This window comes from Pandoraea captiosa (genome assembly GCF_902459775.1).
In the GTDB taxonomy this organism is placed as follows: Bacteria; Pseudomonadota; Gammaproteobacteria; order Burkholderiales; family Burkholderiaceae; genus Pandoraea; species Pandoraea captiosa.
On sequence record NZ_CABPSQ010000019.1, the window covers coordinates 31,764 to 50,261 of the forward strand.

Below are 18,498 nucleotides of genomic sequence, written 5' to 3' on the forward strand. Positions count from 1 at the left end.
GTTTCGGCACCCGCAACGCTATGGCGGTGGGTGCTCACATCACAAGTGCGTACAAGTGAGTGAGCGCGAACCCCGCCCGCTCGGGCGTTATGGTATTTTTCGAACACTTCAAACGCGCGTATAAGCGAGCCCTCGCTTCGGAAGCCGAAAGAATTGCGCAAAATTCGACCGCAATCTTGCGTTGTCCGGATGCTCGCAGCAACGTTGACGTTTTGGGAACGGTTTTCAGGGGCCCCGGGGAAACTCGGTAAAATCCGCAGCGGCACGGACAGGCGTCCATACATGGGCGACGCATCCGCATGCACGAGAGAGCCGGCCAGACCGATCTCTCTCGCCGAAGTCGAAGTACACGGCGTGCACGCCGCTCAATGGAAGACAAGCATCAGATGAAAGCGCCCAGCAACCTGATTACTGGTGAAGTGCGGACCAAAATCCGCGGCATGATTCTCGCCTCGGAGCTCAAACCCGGGCAGCGCCTGATCGAGGACGACCTGATCCAGTTATTGGGTGTGGGCCGCACGCCGGTGCGCGAAGCATTGCTGATTCTCCAGGGTGAGGGCTTCATCGCCCGCAATCGCGGCTGGGAAGTGCAAGGCGCCGACCATCTTCCCGTGCGCGCCATCTTCGAGAGCCGCATGGCCATCGAATCCGAAACCGCCCGTCTGGCAGCGCGCAAAATCACGCCCGAGATCTGTGATGCGCTCGAAGCCCTCATCGACCAGATGGAGCCGAATGCGAACCGGCCCCGCCTGGCGCTTAATCGCCTGAATACGGAATTTCACGATCTGATCGTGAAGGCGGCAGATAACGTCATCATCGCGCAGTTTCACGAACGTACTCAGTTTTACTATTGGGCGCTGCGCGTGCCGGTCATGTTCTCCGACGAGCAATTGCGGTCCACCAACGACCAACACCGGGAACTGCTCGCCGCACTGCGCGCCCGCGACGACACGCTCGCCGGCGCGATTGCCCGCGCGCACGTCGAGACGACGATGCATATCGTCGAACCGGCATTGCCACGCTAAGCCGCCGTTTGCGCGGCGCGCTCGACAGACTGCCGCCCGCTGCACGCCCGCCCCTCTCGCCCCTCTCGCCCCTCTCGCCTCACCGCGTCCCGCGTCACCGCTTCCTGCCTCACTACTTCCCGCTTCACTACTTCCCCCTCATCGCACCAGGTACCCGGCCACGCGCCAGCGGCCGTCGATGCCGAACGCCATCGTCACCATTTCGTGCGCCTCGGCCTTGTGCTCGAATACCGTGTCGTACTGAATCACCACATACTCCCCATCCGGCTGACCGGGCAGCGAGCGGGTGAAGACCGCGTCATGCGTCTTGCGCGACTTGACCTTGCCTAGCGGCGTGCGCGCGCCTTGCAGGCTGCGCGCCCAATCGTCTGCCGAAATCGCTCGCTGGAATACCGGGGCGGCCTGCTCCCAGCTCTGCTGAGCGCGGTTCACGTCGGCAAGTCCGAGCCAGAGACTGGCCGCTTCGAGGGCCGGACGCACGTCGCGATTGATGTCGGTCGCCGGGGCGGTGGCGTTGCTCGCGGGCGCGGAAAAGAGCGGCGGCTGCGCCGAACGGCGCTGCATCGGCTCCTGCTGCGCGTAGGCTCGCACGGCAGCCAGCCCGGCAGCGATGCCGAGGGCAAGCGCCGCCGCGCTAAGAAGGCGGTTGCGATGGGACGAATTGGGTCGGGTCGTCGACATGGACGAAAAACTCCTTGAATCGAAGGGGGCAAGCCATGCGAGCGATCCATGCGCGGCATGATGCGTGAACCGCATGAGCCACATAAAGGACGCGACTCGCTAGTCCGCTCATTTTACTGACGTGGCACGCGAAGGACTGTAACGCGCATCGCGCGGTACATTACAATGCTCAACACATGTCAGCCTCCCCTTGGCCATCGCCATGTTGACGACGTCTCTGCTCGCGATCACCTCACTCCTCAGCTTCATGATGTTGCTGATCGTGGGCTCGCTTTTACGCTCGCGCGTAGCGGGCGTGCGCGAATGGTGTTTCGCCAACGTCGCCGTGCTGATCGCTTTGCCGCTGTTTGCCCTGCGCGGCGTGGTGCCCGATTTTCTGTCGATTCCGGTCGCCAACCTGACACTGGCTGGCGGCCTGCTGCTCTACTACGCCGGATGCGCGCGCTTTCTTGGACGCCCACCCCACTGGCACGCGCTGGGTGCATCGCTGGGCGTGCTCGCCGCCGCGATCCTCTTCTGGCACTACGGCATCGACAATCCGCAACGGCGTGTCGTGGTCGTCTCCGCGTACCACGCCACACTGCTGCTCGCCGTCGCAGTGCTGATCCTTCGACATATCCCGCCGCGCCGCCACCCTTACAACTATTGGCTGACGGCCGGCATGGCCGCCGCCTTTGCGGTGGGGCACATCGTGCGTGGGGTCGTATTTGGATGGGCGCCTGCGCCCGGACCGGAAGTCTATGCACCGACAATGTTCAACACGGTCATGCTTACGATCGGCGCGGTCGTCATGCCCGCCATGACGATGGGCGCAGTGCTCATGATTCACGACGCCATGCTCGCCACCGCCGAAGAAGCCGCCAATCGCGACTACCTGACGGGCGCGATCTCACGCAAGCACTTCGACCTGCTGGCGCGTCAGGAGATGGCACGGGCGTTGGCGCGCGGCTGGCCGCTGTCGATCATCGTCATCGATCTCGATCATTTCAAGGCGATCAACGACACGCACGGGCATGCGGGCGGCGACACGGTGTTGCGAGAGTTCGTGAAGCTGGTGCGCGACAGCCTGCGTGAAGGCGACGTCTTTGGGCGGCTCGGCGGCGAGGAGTTTGCCGTACTGCTGCCGGGTACCGACACGGCCGGCGCGATTCGCATTGCCGAGCGCCTGCGCACGCAGGCAAGCCGACACCTCGTGGCAGGTCCGTTCGGCGTTTGCCACTACACCCTGAGCGGCGGTGTGGCCACGTGGCTGGAACACGAGAGCCTCGAAGCGCTTTGCATCCGCGCCGATCGCGCCCTGTACGCCGCGAAGATTTCCGGACGCAACCTCGTGCTCTCGGACGTACTCTCAAGCGACGAAACGGCGTCAGAGGCGGGCTGAGACGGTCAAGGGTCGCAGCGGCAGTCGCCCGAACGCGGCCGGCGTTTGACCATGGCGCGCCCGGGAGGCAGACGACACGGGGCATGCACCACGTCGAGCCATTGCACGCGCGTCGTCATCGTCGCCGACATACCTTTCAGACGTCCGGGAAAAACTCGCGACGCAGGCGGGCCACGTACTCCGTCAAGTTCACGTGCTTTTCGATTTCATCACGCAGCGCGTGATCGAAGCTCGGTGTCAGTGCCCCCGAAATGAAACCGAAGGCGGTGGCATCGGCGCCGCAGGGCTTGTCCCCGAAAAAGTACGGCTTGTCGCCCAGCAACTGTGCTGCGCTCTGCGTACCGCGCGCGAGCAACTGCTGCTGCTCCGGCGGCCGATAACGCCCCGTGCCCTGTCCATGCAGCGTGTTGCGAATCTTGCGGCGAATCACCCTTTGCGCAACGGGGCGCACCGGCCACGGAATCGACTTGAAGAACGACGCCGGCCCTCGGGCGAAATTCCCGTCGTCGCACCAGCGCGCCTGCACCACATGCCAGTAGAAGTGGTCCTCGAGCGCCTTCTCGAACATCCATGCCGCACCACGCTGCTCGGCGGTGAGTCCGGCGTCGAAATCGACCCCGTACTTGCGCTCGATGTGCAGACGAATCAGCGTCGAGTCCGGCACGATCTCGCCCTCGTCATCGATGAAAGGCAGTTTGCCCTTCGGTGCGCGGCGAAACCCGCCGCGGTCCGTGCGGTAAGTCAGACCGGCCAGCTTGAGCAACATCTCCGCCTTGACGACGAACGGGCTGGCGTCGGGTAGCCCGAACGCCGGGCCGAAGGTATACAGGGTCAACATCGGGCGCGCGCTCCTGTGCGGGACGAATGGCGCAGAGTATTACATGCGCGAATACATGCGCGCGAGCAGTCACGCCGATTGCGTCGAAACCGGGGCGCATTCCCCCCCACATACGTGACTCGCGCACTGTGGTTTTATACAGTATCATGTACTCCAATCGAGGAACATTTCATGGAAACCATCGACTGGGATCAACTGGCGCTGAGCGCCGCCGAACGCGATCTTGCCGGCGTCGTGCGAGAGATCGCCGCACGCTATTCACGTGAAGCACGCGAGGCGCCCCATCGTGCGCCGGAGGCAAACGGCAGTCTGTCGGCAATGCCGCTGGATTGGCGCACGCTCATCGCCATCGCCGACGAAGCGGAAGCGGACATCGGCCTTCACGCGCGGCACGAGCCGTGGGTACTTGCGCGCTTGCTGCGTCTGCCCGGCGACGAAGCCCTGCGGCGTGGCGGCGAGTTGCCGTCGCTCGACGCACCGGTCGATCTGCAATGGCCCGACGTGGCGGCACCGGCGGTGTTCCGCGCCATTGTGGCCGCCTTCGCCAACGACACGTGGTCGGCCAACGATGCCGGCGCATACCCGGAGGCTTCGATGCTGGCGTCACCATCGGCCCGGACGTCGATGTCGTCCGTGTCGTCCATGGCGCCGAGGTCGTCCGGCTCGTCTGGCTCACCCACATCACCCACGTCACCTAATTCGCCTAATTCGCCCGCTTCGCTTACCGCCGGCGGTCCGGCGCGCGCGGCCTGAGCAGGCGCGGGCCAATACCAGACACGGCAGTCAGGCACGAAAACGAGGTTCATGAAGTGTTCGAAAATGGGGTCGAAGGCGCGGATTCGCCGACGTGGCATGCTAACCGGGACATCATCCCCGAGATGATCGACCCCGACGCACTCGCCCGTTCGCTGCCCGCCCCGATGGTGTTTGTCGATCTGGAGACGACCGGCGGCAATGCGCTCGAAGACCGCATCACCGAGATCGGCGTGGTCGAAGTCGGCCCCCACGGGGTGGAGCAATGGAGCACCTTGCTCGACCCGGCAGAGCCCATTCCGCCGTTTATCCAGAAGCTCACGGGCATCACCAACGAGATGGTCAGGGGCCAGCCGTCGTTCGGCACGCTCGCCCAGGGCCTGGCTGAGCGTCTGCACGGCAAACTCTTCGTCGCGCACAATGCCCGCTTCGATTACGGATTTCTCAAGAACGAGTTCCGGCGCGCCGGCATTGCGTTCCAGGCGGACGTGCTGTGCACCGTACGTCTGTCGCGTCTGCTGTTTCCTTCGGCCGCACGCCACGGACTCGACGCGCTGATCGCCCGTTTCGGCCTGATGCCGCAGGGTCGCCACCGCGCGCTCGCCGATGCCGATCTGCTCTGGCAGTTCTGGCAGAAGCTCCATAGCCTCTATACCCCGGACCTTATCGGACAGGCGGTTCAGCGCGTCACGAAGCGATCGAGTCAGCCACCGCAGTTGCCGGACGAGGCCATCGACGCCCTGCCCGGCACGCCCGGCGTGTACCTCTTCTATGGCGAAGGCGACACGCTCTTGTATGTCGGCAAAAGCGTTGACGTTCGCGCCCGCGTTCGCTCCCATTTCTCCAGCGACCATCAGGTGGCTAAGGACTTGCGCATCTCGCAGGAGATCCGACGCGTCGAGGTGCGCCGCACGGTCGGGGAGTTGGGCGCGTTGCTGCTCGAATCGCAACTCGTCAAGCAATTACAGCCGGTACACAACCGCATGCTGCGTCGCGCAGCGAGTCTCTATAGCTGGCAACTGACGCAAGACAGCGATGTGCCGCAGCTCGTGAGCGCCAGAACCGTCGACTTCGCCAGTGCGCAAGCGCTCTATGGCACGTTTTCCTCGCGCGCGAGTGCGGAGAGCGCGCTGCGCTCGCTGGCTGACGAGCATCGTCTATGTTGCGCGCAACTTGGGCTGGAGAAGGTCGCCAGGGGGCGTCCGTGCTTCGGCTATCAGGTCAAGCGCTGTGATGGCGTGTGCGTGGGCGACACCCCGCTCGCGGCTCACACCGAGCGAACGCGCGAAGCGCTCGCAACGCTGCAACTCGAAACGTGGCCGTATGACGGCCCGATCGCCATCGAGGAACGCAGCATGCGCGAGGATGGCGACGGGGATGCCGACGTCATCGGTCAAGGCAGCAGCACTCGTGATGGCAATGCCCATGGCAACCTCGATGGCGACCTTGATCGCGACCTCGATGCCAATAACGTCGAATACCACGTGATCGATCGCTGGCAGTATCTCGGCAGCGTGGCCTCGCGCGAGGCGCTGGACACCTTCCTCGACACCATGCCCGCCGCGACAGGTTTCGATCCCGACATCTATCGGTTGTTGGGCAGGCGTCTAGCGGCGTCACAGCCTGTCAAACCGGCGGGCGAACCGACAGACAAGGCAGCGTCCAATGCGGCAAACGCCAGTACTGTCCTCACCGAACCGTCGAAGGCTGGCCGCGCACGTCGTCCGTGCGCGCCGCTCACCGTGTTGCAACTGACCCGCCCGGCGTTCCGCCTGAGTCACGTCGAGCCACCAGACGACACGATGCCGAAAAGAAAGCCCCGCAGCGTCGCACTGTTGCGCCGCCGCCAGCCGCGCCCCGAAGATCCGAACCAGTTGCGGCTGCCGCTGGACACGTTGAATACGTTTAGTACGTTGGATAGGTCGCACACGTCGGATGCGTTGAATACGTTGGATTCGTTGGATTCGTTGGATTCGTTGGATTCGTTGGATTCGTTGGATACGCAGGACATGTCGAATACGTCGAGTACGGCGGACTCGCCGGAATCGCCGGAATCGCCGGAATCGCCGGATTCGCGGGATTCGCACTGACGCCGTCAAAACGCGCGGCCGAGGCGGCCACAGACCGCTCCTCCCTCGCTCCCCCTCGCTCTCGCCCCCTAGCGCACACTCCTCCCTCCGCCAATGCCCTCGTCTCTAGGGCCTCGGACGCGTCGCATAGCGCGGCACAGGCATCCACCGGCTCGGCCACCGTCTCATGACGCGAGAAGCCGACGCACCTCCCCAACCCTCGCTAATTTTCTTTCCGCCTTGTGCCACCTAGGCAAAACCCTCCTATCCACTTCGGGTCATGAGCATATAAATATTAAGTATTTGCAAGACGCATGCTCGCAGTCGAAGAATACGCAATCCGAATACAACAGGTATTGCGACTTCGACGGCCGTAGCGGCGTCGATCACCGGGGATTCGGGGTTTGGGGCGTGGGGTACGCGCCATATCCTCGCCCGCCACACCGAGCCAGATGGAACTACGCCAACTCGAAGCCTTCGCGGCGGTCATGTCGACCGGCAGCATCACTGCTGCCGGGCGTTTGCTCGGGCGCTCGCAACCTGCCATCACCCGCATGATTCAGGAGCTCGAAGCCGAGATCGGCTACGCCCTGTTCGCGCGCAGCGGTCCGCGCGTCACACCGACCGAACAGGGCTTTCTGCTGTTCGAAGATGTCGAGCATGTGCTTGCCGGTTTGCAGCAGATCCGCGCCCGCGCCGACGAAATCGCACGCGGACAGACCCGACCGTTGCATGTCGCCGCCACGTCGGCGCTGGCCGCTGGGCTTGTGCCCGCCGCGCTCGCCCTGCCGGGCCCTGCGCGCGACACGCATCAGATTCAGATGCGCAGCACGTCGCCGGAGCAGGTCGTGCACGCCGTGCTCACGGGCGCCGCCGATATTGGCGTGACGAGCCTGCCGCTGGAACACCGCGGCATCGTCGTGCACTGGATCGGCGAATCGGCTTGCGTCGCGGCCGTGCGCAGCGACGATCCGCTCGCCGCCCATGAACGGCTGCCGCTGGCCGCTTGCGCCGGTCGCCGCATCGTCACGATGCAGAACCCCTACCGCCTGCGCCGCCGCCTCGATCAGGCGTTCTCGCAGGCCGGCGTCGCACCGGCCGGCCTCATCGAAACCAACGCGTCGATCAATGCCATGACCGCCGTGCGTGCCGGCCTCGGCGTCGCCGTGCTCGAACCTGTCACCGCGTACGGACTGCCGCTCGCGGATGTGGCCGTGCGCCCCATCGACGCCGATATCCCGTTTTTCTTTGGCGTCATTACCCGCGACGCCCGCGAACCGTCGCCCGCCGCACTCGCATTCGTCGATGCGCTGGCCAACGCCGCCCGTGCCTTGCTGCCCGACTTCGTGCAGCGCGCCGCCACCGAACACGCTCAAGTCTTGCAGTCGCTTTACGGCGATCTGCCCGCCCCCAAGGAAGCCCAGTCGTCATGACCACGTCCCCGACCACCGCCACCGGCCTGCCCGCGCTCGAAGCGCGTCTGCGCCAGGACCTCGCCTGGCTCGAACTACCCGCCAAGCACTGGGTACCGGAGCGCACCTATCGCGACCAGCCCGTGCTCGACGTCGCCATCATCGGTGGGGGCATGGCCGGTCTGGCTGCGGCCGCGTCGCTCACGCACCTGGGGGTTGGCGCAGTGATCTTCGATCAATCGCCACGCGGCTTCGAGGGCCCGTGGGCCACCACGGCGCGCATGGAAACGCTGCGCTCGCCCAAGCAACTCACCGGCCCGGCGCTCGGCCTGCCCGCACTCACCTTCCGGGCGTGGTTCGAAGCGCAGTTCGGGCTCGCGGCATGGGAGGCGCTCGACAAGATTCCGCGCCTGCAATGGATGGACTACCTGCGCTGGTATCGCGACGTGCTTGCCATCGACGTGCGCAACGACCATCGCGTCAACAGCGTCACGCCGCTCGGTGCGGACGGTGTCGTCGCACTGTCGGTGACGTCGCCCGAAGGCGATCGAACCGTTTATGCACGTCACGTCGTGCTCGCCACGGGCCGCGACGGCCTCGGCGGCCCGACCGTCCCCGCCTTTGCCCGGGGACTCGCGCGCCGCTTCTGGGCGCACTCTTCGGACGTGATGGATTACGCAACGCTGCGCGGCAAGCGCGTCGGCGTGATCGGCGCCGGCGCCTCTGCGATGGACAGCGCCGCCACCGCGCTCGAAGCGGGCGCCGCAAGCGTCGACCTGTTGATTCGCCGTGCGGACATCCCACGCGTCAACAAGGGCAAAGGCGCCGGCAACCCCGGTCTGACGCACGGTCACATCCATCTGCCGGACGAATGGAAGTGGCGCATCCGTCACTACGTCAATGTGCAGCAAGTGCCGCCACCGCGTGGCAGCACGTTGCGCGTGTCCCGTCACGAAAACGCGCGCTTCAACCTTGGCGCACCGATTCTCGACGTCACCCCGGTCGGCGAAGCTCTGCACGTGCGCACGGCCAAAGGCACCTTCGTGCTCGACTTCCTCGTCTTCGCGACGGGCTTTCGCATCGATATCGAAGGACGCCCCGAGTTCGCGTCGTTCTCGAAATTCGTTCGCAAGTGGAGCGACCGCTACACCCCCGCACCGGGCGACGAAGATGTCGAACTGTCCGATTCGCCGGACCTCGGCCCGACCTTCGAGTTTCAGGAAAAAACGCCGGGCGCCTGCCCGGGACTGGAACGCATTCATTGCTTCTGCGCACCGGCCACGCTGTCGCACGGCGCCGTCTCGGGCGACATTCCCGCGGTAAGCGAAGGCGCAAAGCGACTGGCGCAAGGGCTCGCAGGCACGTTCTATCGTGAGGATGTGGCGCATCACTACGCCAACATGGAAGCGTACGCCGAGCCGGAAGTCTATGGCGACGAATGGACGCCTGCACCGCCACCACCCGCTGTGGCGGCGACAGACATCGCCCCGGCGGACAAGGAGCGCCTCGCATCATGACCGCATGGATTCTGCGCCGCGCGCTGCAAGCGGTGTTCGTGGTGTGGCTGATGACGCTGATCGTGTTCGTCGGCCTGCACGCGATCGGCAACCCGGTCGACATTCTCATCGGTCAGGACGTCGACCAGATCGACCGCGCGCGCATCATCGCGCAACTCGGTCTAGATCAACCGTTGTGGCGTCAGTACCTGGCGTTCCTCAACGGCGCCCTGCATGGCAACCTGGGCAACAGCTACGTGTACAACGTCCCGGCGATCCAGTTGATTCTGCAACGCCTGCCGGCCACGCTCGAACTGGCGTTCGCGGCGCTCATTATCGCGGTGGTCGTCGGCATTCCGCTGGGACTGTTCGCGGGCCTCTATCCCCGCAATCCGATCTCGAAACTGTTGATGACGGGCAGCATCGTGGGCTTCTCGCTGCCGACGTTCTGGGTGGGCCTGATCCTCATCATGGTCTTCTCCGTGCACTTCGGCGTGCTGCCCGCGAGCGGTCGTGGCGAGACGGCGAGTCTGTTCGGTGTGCAGTGGTCGTTTCTTACCGCCGACGGGCTGCGCCACCTGATTCTGCCCGCGATCAACCTGGCCATGTTCAAGACCTCGCTGGTGCTGCGCCTGACCCGCGCCGGCGTGACGGAAGTGCTGCCGCAGGACTTCGTGAAGTTCGCACGCGCCAAGGGCCTGTCGCCGCTGCGCGTGGTCCTCGTGCATGTGCTGCGCAACACGCTGATTCCACTGGTGACGGTGCTGGGCCTTGAATTCGGCTCGACCATCGCCTTCGCCGTCGTGACGGAGACCGTGTTTGCGTGGCCCGGCGCGGGCAAGCTCATTCTCGACAGCATCAACTCGATCGACCGCCCTGTCATCGTGGCGTATCTCATCGTCGTGGTGTGCCTGTTCGTGTCGCTCAACCTCATCGTGGACGTGCTCTACAAATGGCTCGATCCGCGAGTGCGCGTGGAGGCCGCCGCCTGATGTCGCTCAATCCATCTTCTAACGGCACCCCCGGCAATCCCGGCAACCCGCTCTCCGCACGCGTGGCGGACCCGGTGCCGCTGCGTCGCGAAACGCCCTGGCAGCAAGGGCTGCGAGAGTTTCTGCGCTCGAAGAGCGCGATTCTTGGCCTCGTGCTGCTGGTAGTCCTGATTTTCGCGGCCCTCGCCGCGCCATGGATCTCACCGCAAAACCCGTACGACCTGGGGCAACTCAACATTCTGGACTCGCGTCTCGCGCCGGGTACCGAAAACGTCGACGGCCACTACACCTACTGGCTCGGCACCGACGGTCAGGGCCGCGACCTGCTGTCCGGCATCATCTACGGACTGCGCATCAGTCTCAGCGTGGGTGTCGGCTCGGCGCTCATCGCGGGCATTCTCGGCACGATCCTGGGACTGGTGGCTGCCTACGCCGGCGGCCGCGTCGACGCCACCCTCATGCGACTCGTCGATTTGCTGCTGTCGTTCCCGTCGATCCTCGTTGCGCTGATGATCCTCGCCTATGTGGGCAAAGGCATTGGCAATGTGGTTCTCACGCTCGTGGTGCTGGAGTGGGCGTATTTCGCGCGAACGGCACGCGGGCAGGCGCTGGTCGAATCGCGTCGCGAGTATGTCGAAGCCGCGCGTTGCCAGGCCATTCCGAACTGGCGCATCGTGCTCGGTCACATCCTGCCGAATTGCCTGCCCTCGCTGATCGTCGTCGGCACGCTCCAGGTCGCCCGCGCGATTACGCTCGAAGCCACGCTCTCGTTCCTCGGACTCGGCGTGCCGGTCACCGAGCCGTCGCTCGGCCTGCTCATCTTCAACGGCTATCAGACGATGCTCTCCGGCGAATACTGGATCAGCGTGTATCCCGGCCTGGCGCTGCTCGTCACCGTCGTCGCCATCAATCTCGTAGGCGATCGCCTGCGCGACGTGTTCAATCCGAGGTTGCAGAAATGAGCGGCGCTGTGTCATCTCCCTCCACCCCGGCGGCGGCATCGTCGCCACTCACTCTGGAAGTGCGGAACCTGCGCACGCAATTCGTCACGCGTGCCGGCACCTTGCCCGCCGTGGACGATGTGTCGTTCTCGCTGCCGCCGGGTCACATCATGGGCCTCGTCGGCGAGTCGGGTTCGGGCAAATCGGTGACCGGCTTTTCGATCATGGGTCTGGTCGATGCGCCGGGTCGCGTCGTCGGCGGCGAAGTGCTGTTCCAGGGCCGCGATCTCACGAAGATGTCCGCCGGCGAGTTGCGCCACCTGCAAGGCAATCGCATTGCGATGATCTTTCAGGATCCGATGATGACGCTCAATCCGGTGCTGCGTGTCGATGCGCAGATGATCGAAGCGGTGCGCGCGCATCGGAAAGTGTCGAAATCCCAGGCACGCGATCTCGCCCGCGACACGCTCGGCATGATGGGCATTCCGAGTCCGGACGAGCGTTTGCGCGCTTATCCGCACCAGCTCTCGGGCGGCATGCGCCAACGGGTGGCCATCGCCATCGCCATGCTGCATCGCCCCGATCTGATCATCGCGGACGAGCCCACCACCGCGCTCGACGTCACGATTCAGGCACAGATTCTCTCGGAAGTGCAGAAGCTCGCGCGCCAGAACGGTACCGCGCTCATCTGGATCACGCATGACCTGTCGGTCGTCGCCGGTCTGGCCGACACGCTGGCGGTCATGTACGCGGGACGCATCGTCGAACAGGGCGCGGTCGACGCCATACTCGACGCGCCGCAACACCCCTACACCGCTGGCCTCATCGGCAGCTTGCCCAGCCTGAACAAGCGGGGACAGCGCCTGCGTCAGATCCCCGGCATGACGCCGAATCTATTGAACATGCCGGCGGGCTGCGCGTTCGCGTCGCGCTGCGCCTACGCGACGGCAGCCTGCGGCGAGCGTCCGGAGATGACGCAAACGTCGCCGGGCCGCCTCGTGCGTTGCTTCCATCCGGGCGCCGCGCTGCAAAAGGAGATGGTATGAATTCGCCGCTGCCCCAAGGTCAGTCGGGCCAGACCGGCCACCCGGCCGGCGCCGGCTACGGCAAGACGACGAGCCCGAGCGCGACACTGCCGGCGCCGATCGTGTCGCTGCGCGGCGTGAGCAAGCGGTTCGGCGAGCGCAAGGTCGGCGCGACCGGGCGCCTGCTCGAGCGCGTCGGACTGGCGCACCCGCCTGCCGTCGTGCGCGCGGTCGACAACGTCGATCTGATCGTCAAGCCGGGCGAAGTCGTCGGTCTCGTGGGCGAATCGGGCTGTGGCAAGTCCACGCTCGGCCGCATGCTCGCCGGATTGCTCAAGCCGTCCGCCGGTGAAGTTCAGATTCATGGACGCCCCGCGCAGTCGCTGAGCGCGGACGAACAGCGCGACGCGCGTCTGAAGATCCAGATGATCTTTCAGGATCCGTACGCGAGCCTGAACCCGCGCCTGCGCATCGATCGCATCGTCGGCGAAGGCGCCCTCGTGCACGGGCTCACGGACCGCGCCGGATTCGACGACTATGTCAGCGCGCAATTGCAGCGCGCGGGCCTCGATCCGGCGTTGCGTCATCGCTATCCGCACCAGTTCAGTGGCGGGCAGCGTCAGCGCATCGGCATTGCCCGGGCACTGGCCGTCAACCCCGATCTGCTGGTGTGCGACGAAGCCGTTGCTGCGCTCGACGTCTCGATTCAGGCACAGATTCTGAATCTCTTCATGGATCTGCGCGAGCAACTGCGGCTCACCTACGTCTTCATCAGCCATGACCTCGGCGTGGTCGAGCATCTCTCGGATCGCGTGGTCATCATGTATCTGGGACGCATCGTCGAGAGCGCGCCGGTCGAGGAAGTCTTCCGTCGCCCGAACCATCCGTACACGCAGGCGTTGCTCGCCGAGATTCCTCGCATCGACGTGCGTCACAAGACGTTTTCCGCGATCCGGGGCGAGATCCCGAGCCCGATCGCGCCGCCGAGCGGTTGCCATTTCCATCCGCGATGCCCGCACGCCATGCCGCGATGCCGCACGGAAGTGCCCACGCTGCGCGGTGTGGCCGTCAATCACGTGAGTGCTTGTCATCTTAACGATCAGTGACCGACGTCACTGACTTTTCACCTCATCACCAACGACCAGGATCGATTGATAATGAAACGCTTCTTGTTGTCCTCTCTGGCGGCTGCCTTGCTCGTGACGAGCGCGGCAGCGTCTGCCCAAAACAATCAGACGCTGCGCATCGCGTTTGCCGACCCGCTGTCCTCGCTCGACCCGCAACTGAACAATCATGCGGGCGATCGCTCCGTCGGCCTGCACTTCTGGGATCTGCTCGTCGAGAACAAGTGGAACAAGCTTCAGCCGGGTCTGGCCGTGTCGTGGAAAGCGCTCGACGCGAAGACGTGGGAATTCAAGCTGCGCCCGAACGTGAAGTGGCAAGACGGTCAGCCCTTTACGGCGGCCGACGTCATCTTCTCGTATCAGCGTGCGCGCAACGTGCCGGGCAGCGTGGCAACGTACGCCGGCTATCTGCGCACCATCGACACGATGAGCGCCCCCGATCCGCTCACGCTCGTCGTCAAGACAAAGATTCCGAACCCGGATCTGCCGCTCAACCTCGCCTCGGTGCATATCGTCAGCAAGCACGTGGGTGAGAAGTCGAATACCGACGATTACAACGCCGGTCGTGCGATGGTCGGCACGGGGCCGTTCAAGTATGTCTCGTACGTGCCGGGCGACCGCGTGGAGATGGTGCGCAACGACAACTACTGGGGCGGTAAGTCGGAGTGGGAGAAGGTCGATTACCGCTACATCAACAACGGTGCGGCACGTACCGCAGCGCTGCTCGCCGGCGACGTCGACGTGATCGACAAGGTCTCGGCGTCGGACATTCCGCGTCTGAAGAAGGCGCCGAACGTGACGGTCTATCCGTACCCGGGTCTGCGCGTGATGCTGCTCCAGCCGACGTTCCGCGAAGGCGCCAACCAGTACATCACCGATAACGCCGGCAAGCCGCTCGCGAAAAACCCGCTGCTCGACGTGCGTGTGCGTCGCGCGCTCTCGCTCGCCATCAATCGCGAAGCCATCGTCTCGCGCATCATGCAAGGCACCGCCAGCGTGGCCAACCAGTGGATGCCGAAGGATACGTTCGGCTACAACCCCGATGTGAAGGACATTCCGTTCGATGCCGCGCAGGCGAAGAAGCTGCTGGCCGAAGCCGGTTTCCCGGAAGGGTTCAAACTGACGATGCACGTGCCGAACGACCGCTACCCGCTGGGTCCGGAAACGGCACAGGCCGTGGCGCAGTTCTGGACGCGCATCGGCGTGAAGACGCAAGTGGAAGTGGTGCCCTGGGCGGTGTATTCGAGCCGTGCGAACAAGAACGAGTACGCCGTGACGATGCTGGCATGGGGTAATGGCACGGGCGAAGCGAGCTACGCGCTGGTGAACGTGCTGGCGACCGTCGACCCGAAGAAGGGTCTCGGGGCATCGAACTGGGGCCATTACAGCAACCCGGCGATCGACAAGGCCCTCGATGCGTCGACGGCCGAGTTCGACGAAGGCAAGCGCGAAGCGATCCTGCGTCAGTCGGTGAAGGTGGAGACGGACGACGTCGGCACGATTCCGCTGTATCACTACCAGAACATCTGGGCCGCACGTAAGGGCCTGAAGGTCACGCCGTTCACGAGCGATCGCACCGTTGCGATGCAAGTGACCAAGGCGGCGAAGTAAGCCGGTCGCCACGTTATGACGTCATCGCAAACTTCGCCGCTGTCTTCGTCTCAGCCCTCGTCGCTGTCATTGACGGCGACGCCCGCCGATGCGCTGATCGACGTGCCGCGCAACCTCGTGGTGCGCGGTGCGGCACCCGGCGCGCACGTCACGCTCACCGCCCGCACCGCGCGGGCGGCGGGTGTCGTCTGGCATGCACAGGCGACCTTTGTCGCGGACGCCGACGGCGTTGTCGACGTCGCGCGTGACGCGCCGGTGAGCGGCAGCTATCGCGGCGTGTCCGCGATGGGCCTGATCTGGTCTCAGGTGCCGGAAGACGGTAAGAGCCGCGACGTGTTCCCGCAACCGGTCATGGCGCCGCTGCTGACGACGGTGGTGGCGCAGGCCGGCGGCGGGGAATCGTCGTCGGTATCGTTCACCCAACGACTCGCCGCCGAAGGCGTGACGCGGCGCGAAGTGCGTGAAGACGGGCTCGTCGGCACGCTGTATCTACCGCCGGGCGACGGGCCTCATCCTGCCGTCATGATCCTCAACGGGTCGGGCGGCGGGATCAATGAGCCGCGTGCAGCGTTATACGCGTCGCATGGTTATGCGGCGTTCGCGCTCGGATACTTCAAAGGTCCGGGGTTGCCCGATTACATCTCCAATACGCCGCTCGAGTACTTCAAGAAGGGCATGGACTGGTTGCGGCGCACCGTGCGCCCGGCGCATGACTTCGTGGCGCTGTCGGGGCAGTCGCGTGGGGGTGAGTTGGTGCTGTTGCTCGGCGCGACGTTTCCCGAGGCCGTCTCTGCCGTGATCGGTTATGTGCCGAGTGCGTTGATTCACAGCGCGCAGAACGCATGCGATCCGGCGATCGGTCGGGAAGGTCCGACCTGGTTGCTGGGTGGCAAGCCGCTGCCGCATATCTGGGAAAACAATCGCACTGCGTCGTGGGCGCCGTTCGACGAAGGCCCGCCGCCGCATCGTCACACCAAGGCGATGCTCACGGCGCTGGACGACCCGGACGCCGTCGAACGCGCCCGTATCCCCGTGGAGAAGATTCGCGGCCCGGTGATGTTGCTCTCTGCCGAAGACGACGGCTCCTGGCCGTCGAGCCTTTACTCCCGGATGGTGACGCAGCGGCTCGCCGCCCACTCGCATCCGCACGCTGTCGAGCATCTCGATTTCGACCATGCGGGACATGCGATCGTCTTTCCGTATGTGCCGACGACACAGTTGGTCTACGCGCATCCGGTTTCCGGCAAGATCAGCACCAGTGGTGGAGAACCCGAGGCCAATGCGATCGCCGACGAGCGTTCGTGGGCCGGGGTGCAGGCATTCCTCGCGCAGGCGGTGGCCGAGCGCGCCCAATTACAAGGACAATCATGACTGTCAGCCATCAATACGACATTGCCAACGATCTCGTCGACCGCGTAGCGGGATTGACGCCGGGGTCGGCTACGCATACGTTGCGTCACGCACGCGACAAGGTCGCTGCGGCGACGCAGGGAAGTTACGAAGGGCTGTTCGATCCGGCGCTCGCGGGTATTACGCTGGTCGAGCGTCTGCTCGTGGCGTTGTATGCGAGCCGTCTGACGCCGTCCGCAGCGCTTGTTGCGCACTACCGCAACGAACTGGGCAAGCATGACGTCGACGCGGCGCAGTTGAAGGCCGTCGAAGCCGGTTCGCCGGAAGATGTGACGGATACGCGTCTGCGCACGATTCTGACGTTCACGAAAACGCTCATCGAGAACCCCGTCGCCGGCGACAAGGCGGCCTTGCACAAGCTGCCTGCTGCGGGACTGACGACGCCTGCCATCGTCGCACTGGCACAACTGATTGCGTTCCTGTCGTACCAGACGCGTCTAGTTGCGGGTTTGCAAGCGCTCAAACAACTGGCTCCGCAGGAGACGACAGCATGAGTGAGATCATCCGTTCCCATGGATTTACCAACGAGTCGCTCGATTGGGACGCGTGGCTCGACGTTGTCGAGCTCGACAAGGCGACGCCTGAGCAGGTGGCGGTGCTGGAAGAAAGCCATCCGAAGGCTAAGACATCGGATTATTACCTCTTCCTCGTCCATCAACCCGAGATCTTGCGCCAACGCTCGGCGGCGTTCAACGCCATCATGTACGCGCCGGGAGGAATGCCGCGCGCCGAGCGCGAGTTGTCGACGACCGTTGTCTCGCGTATCAATGGATGTGTGTACTGTGCGTCGGTGCATGCGCAGCGTTTCGAGCAGTTGGCGAAGCGCAATGATGTGATCCGTGAAGTGTTCGACGAACCCCGCACGGCCGGGACGACCGATCGCGAAAAAGCGATCGCCCAGTTCTCGATCGCGTTGACGGAGAAACCGGGCGATGTGCGCGCGGAGCAATTGCAGGCGTTGCGCGACGTGGGTTTGACGGATGCGGAGATTCTGGACCTCATTCACTCGATTGCCATCTTCGCTTGGGCGAACCGTCTCATGTTGAATCTGGGTGAGCCGGTATTCCCGGCAGCATCATCAGCGGGGTAAGACGTACGAGGCTCCTGCTGAGCAAGGTGGCGTTTCACGAAAAACGCGCTGTCCGTCCGGGCAGCGCGTTTTTTCATGTCGTTGAGTGATTGGCGCGGTGGGGTGCGGCCGATGATGAACGCGACGTAGCTGGAAGCCACAAGGCAGGAAGCAGATCCCAACGATACAAACCCAGTGGCCGTGTCTCCCGAGATCGAATCTCTCAGCGACGTGGCGCCAAAAGGTAAGCGCACGGCCTGGGCAGGTAGAGCGCTCCTGACGCACTCGCCATGCGATGGACCAAAGTGGCATGAATGCGTCAGTGGCTCACGAGCACCATCACGCTGCGAGTGGACGCGAGACAGACCATGGCCCAGGTTGCCGGTTGCAGGTGGCAGGTCGCAGGTCGCAGGTTGCAGGTTGCAGGTCGCAGGTTGCAGGTCGCAGGTTGCAGGTTGCAGGTCGCAGGTTGCAGGTCGCAGGTTGCAGGTTGCAGGTTGCAGGTTGCAAGTGCGAGCGTGGCTTACGCAGAGAATTTCACGCGCAAAAGCAAAAACCCCTTGCTACTGGGTAGCAAGGGGTTTTTAAGGGGAGCCTGACGATTACCTACTTTCACACGGGTATCCGCACTATCATCGGCGTGGAGTCGTTTCACGGTCCTGTTCGGGATG

At 64.4% G+C, this 18,498-nt stretch carries 14 protein-coding genes and 1 pseudogene; 13 read left to right on the forward strand and 2 right to left on the reverse strand.

Annotation, left to right across the window (positions count from 1 at the left end; all coding sequences use genetic code 11):
- Positions 1-386 precede the first annotated feature (386 nt).
- Positions 387-1,025, forward strand: a complete 639-nt coding sequence (locus tag PCA31118_RS25645; RefSeq protein WP_174990609.1) for a GntR family transcriptional regulator — start codon at positions 387-389, stop codon at positions 1,023-1,025.
- Between the two features lie 138 nt (positions 1,026-1,163).
- Here the strand turns inward: PCA31118_RS25645 and PCA31118_RS25650 are convergent, their stop codons facing one another.
- The gene (locus PCA31118_RS25650; RefSeq protein WP_174990610.1) at positions 1,164-1,706 is read right to left on the reverse strand and encodes a DUF4019 domain-containing protein; all 543 of its coding nucleotides are present in this window, start codon (positions 1,704-1,706) and stop codon (positions 1,164-1,166) included.
- Between the two features lie 202 nt (positions 1,707-1,908).
- Here PCA31118_RS25650 and PCA31118_RS25655 point away from each other — a divergent pair, with 202 nt between their 5' ends.
- A complete protein-coding gene (locus PCA31118_RS25655; RefSeq protein WP_150627758.1) occupies positions 1,909-3,087 on the forward strand; it encodes a GGDEF domain-containing protein in 1,179 nt (392 codons plus the stop codon).
- Between the two features lie 136 nt (positions 3,088-3,223).
- Here the strand turns inward: PCA31118_RS25655 and PCA31118_RS25660 are convergent, their stop codons facing one another.
- Positions 3,224-3,925, reverse strand: coding sequence for a glutathione S-transferase C-terminal domain-containing protein (locus PCA31118_RS25660; protein ID WP_150627759.1), 702 nt, complete (start codon positions 3,923-3,925; stop codon positions 3,224-3,226).
- A gap of 171 nt (positions 3,926-4,096) precedes the next feature.
- Between PCA31118_RS25660 and PCA31118_RS25665 the strand changes: the two genes are divergently transcribed.
- The 11 genes and pseudogenes from PCA31118_RS25665 to PCA31118_RS27735 all read left to right on the forward strand — a co-directional run bounded on the left by PCA31118_RS25665 (position 4,097) and on the right by PCA31118_RS27735 (position 17,848).
- A complete protein-coding gene (locus PCA31118_RS25665; protein ID WP_150627760.1) occupies positions 4,097-4,678 on the forward strand; it encodes a DUF2471 family protein in 582 nt (193 codons plus the stop codon).
- Between the two features lie 125 nt (positions 4,679-4,803).
- On the forward strand, positions 4,804-6,768 hold the full coding sequence (locus tag PCA31118_RS27730) for an exonuclease domain-containing protein (RefSeq protein ID WP_425495403.1): 1,965 nt from the start codon (positions 4,804-4,806) through the stop codon (positions 6,766-6,768).
- Between the two features lie 431 nt (positions 6,769-7,199).
- A complete protein-coding gene (locus tag PCA31118_RS25675; protein ID WP_150627761.1) occupies positions 7,200-8,180 on the forward strand; it encodes a LysR family transcriptional regulator in 981 nt (326 codons plus the stop codon).
- On the forward strand, positions 8,177-9,676 hold the full coding sequence (locus PCA31118_RS25680) for a flavin-containing monooxygenase (protein WP_150627762.1): 1,500 nt from the start codon (positions 8,177-8,179) through the stop codon (positions 9,674-9,676). The genes PCA31118_RS25675 and PCA31118_RS25680 overlap by 4 nt, the downstream gene beginning before the upstream one ends.
- Positions 9,673-10,647, forward strand: coding sequence for an ABC transporter permease (locus PCA31118_RS25685; protein ID WP_150627763.1), 975 nt, complete (start codon positions 9,673-9,675; stop codon positions 10,645-10,647). The genes PCA31118_RS25680 and PCA31118_RS25685 overlap by 4 nt, the downstream gene beginning before the upstream one ends.
- Positions 10,647-11,609: an ABC transporter permease gene (locus tag PCA31118_RS25690; protein WP_150627764.1), complete on the forward strand. Its 963-nt coding sequence runs from the start codon at positions 10,647-10,649 to the stop codon at positions 11,607-11,609. The genes PCA31118_RS25685 and PCA31118_RS25690 overlap by 1 nt, the downstream gene beginning before the upstream one ends.
- A gap of 8 nt (positions 11,610-11,617) precedes the next feature.
- The gene (locus tag PCA31118_RS25695) at positions 11,618-12,634 is read left to right on the forward strand and encodes an ABC transporter ATP-binding protein (RefSeq protein WP_246190438.1); all 1,017 of its coding nucleotides are present in this window, start codon (positions 11,618-11,620) and stop codon (positions 12,632-12,634) included.
- Positions 12,635-12,720: 86 nt separating this feature from the next.
- Complete coding sequence (locus PCA31118_RS25700) at positions 12,721-13,719, forward strand: ABC transporter ATP-binding protein (protein WP_150627779.1); 999 nt, start codon at positions 12,721-12,723, stop codon at positions 13,717-13,719.
- 51 nt (positions 13,720-13,770) lie between these two features.
- The gene (locus tag PCA31118_RS25705) at positions 13,771-15,348 is read left to right on the forward strand and encodes an ABC transporter substrate-binding protein (RefSeq protein ID WP_150627766.1); all 1,578 of its coding nucleotides are present in this window, start codon (positions 13,771-13,773) and stop codon (positions 15,346-15,348) included.
- A gap of 15 nt (positions 15,349-15,363) precedes the next feature.
- Positions 15,364-16,719 (forward strand): acyl-CoA thioester hydrolase/BAAT C-terminal domain-containing protein, encoded by a 1,356-nt coding sequence (locus tag PCA31118_RS25710; protein ID WP_150627767.1) that lies wholly within the window; start codon positions 15,364-15,366, stop codon positions 16,717-16,719.
- Positions 16,716-17,848: pseudogene (locus PCA31118_RS27735) on the forward strand (CMD domain-containing protein). The gene PCA31118_RS25710 and the pseudogene PCA31118_RS27735 overlap by 4 nt, the downstream one beginning before the upstream one ends.
- Positions 17,849-18,498 lie beyond the last annotated feature (650 nt).